This is a genomic window from Spirillospora sp. NPDC049652 (assembly GCF_040675125.1).
Taxonomy (GTDB): Bacteria; Actinomycetota; Actinomycetes; order Streptosporangiales; family Streptosporangiaceae; genus Spirillospora.
Genome location: NZ_JBFAOF010001549.1, coordinates 1 through 1,108, shown reverse-complemented (window position 1 = coordinate 1,108; position 1,108 = coordinate 1). Strand labels below are relative to the sequence as shown.

The window sequence follows — 1,108 nt, the reverse complement described above, 5'->3', positions numbered from 1 at the left end:
CGCGGCCGCCAGGGCGCCCACCGCCGACGCGACGGCGGCGACGACGAACCCCCTGGTGAAGCCGTCCAGCGTCGTCCCGACCAGGCTGGCGGCGGCGACGCTGGACACGACGGCCGCGCCGAAGGACGCGCCGAACTCGTGGAACGTGCTGACGATGCCGGAGGCGATTCCCGCCTCGTGGGGCGCTACCCGGCCGAGCGCGGTCGCCGACGCGACGACGAACAGCGCGCCCGTGCCCGCCGCCGCGACGGCCACCCCGACCACGACCGCGACCGGACGCATCGTCACCGCCGGAAGTGTCATGCCGGCCGCCGAGACCAGCAGGCCCGCGACCGCCGGCACGCGCGCGCCCACGCGCCCGATGACGCGCCCGGTGAGGTTCGCCCCCGCCATCGTCGCCACCGCCACCGGGAGGAACAGCAGGCCGGTCCGCATCGCGCCGTACCCGCGCCCGTGCTGGAAGTAGAACGTGCCGAGGAAGAACACCGCGACCATCAGCGCCGTCGCCATCCAGATCAGGAACGCGCCGGTGGTGACCGGGCGGCGCGCCAGCAGGCGGACGTCCATCAGCGGCGAGCGCGCCCGCCGCTGCCAGACCGCGAACAGCGCGTACCCGACCAGCGCGGCGGCCGCGAACCCGCCGGTCACCGCGGACAGCCAGCCGTGCCCGCCCGCCGCGATGAGCGCGTAGATGAGCGCCCCCGTGGACGCGGTCACCAGCACCGCGCCGAGCAGGTCGAGCCGGGGCCGCGCCGCGGGCGCGGGCGTGTCCGGCAGCATGACGGCCAGTGCGACGACGATCGCCAGTCCGATGGGGACGTTGACGAAGAACACCCACGGCCATCCCGGACCGGCGGTGAGCACGCCGCCGAGCAGCACGCCGAGGGCCGCTCCCCCGCCGCCGAGCGCGGACCACACGCCGAGCGCGCGGTTCCGCTCGTCCCCGTCGAACAGTCCCACCACCAGCGACAGGGCCGACGGTGACAGCAGCGCCGCGCCGAGCCCCTGGGCGACGCGTCCGCCCACCAGCACGCCCGCCGACCCGGCCAGGCCGGCACCGAGGAGGAACTGGCCACGCTGGACGGCGCGTAGGGCAGGCGGCCGGAGG

General features: G+C 76.6%; 1 protein-coding gene. It reads right to left on the bottom strand.

Annotation, left to right across the window (positions count from 1 at the left end; all coding sequences use genetic code 11):
- The coding region (locus AB0J52_RS41840) for an MFS transporter (protein ID WP_500188851.1) at window positions 1-1,108 on the bottom strand (1,108 nt) is incomplete at both ends.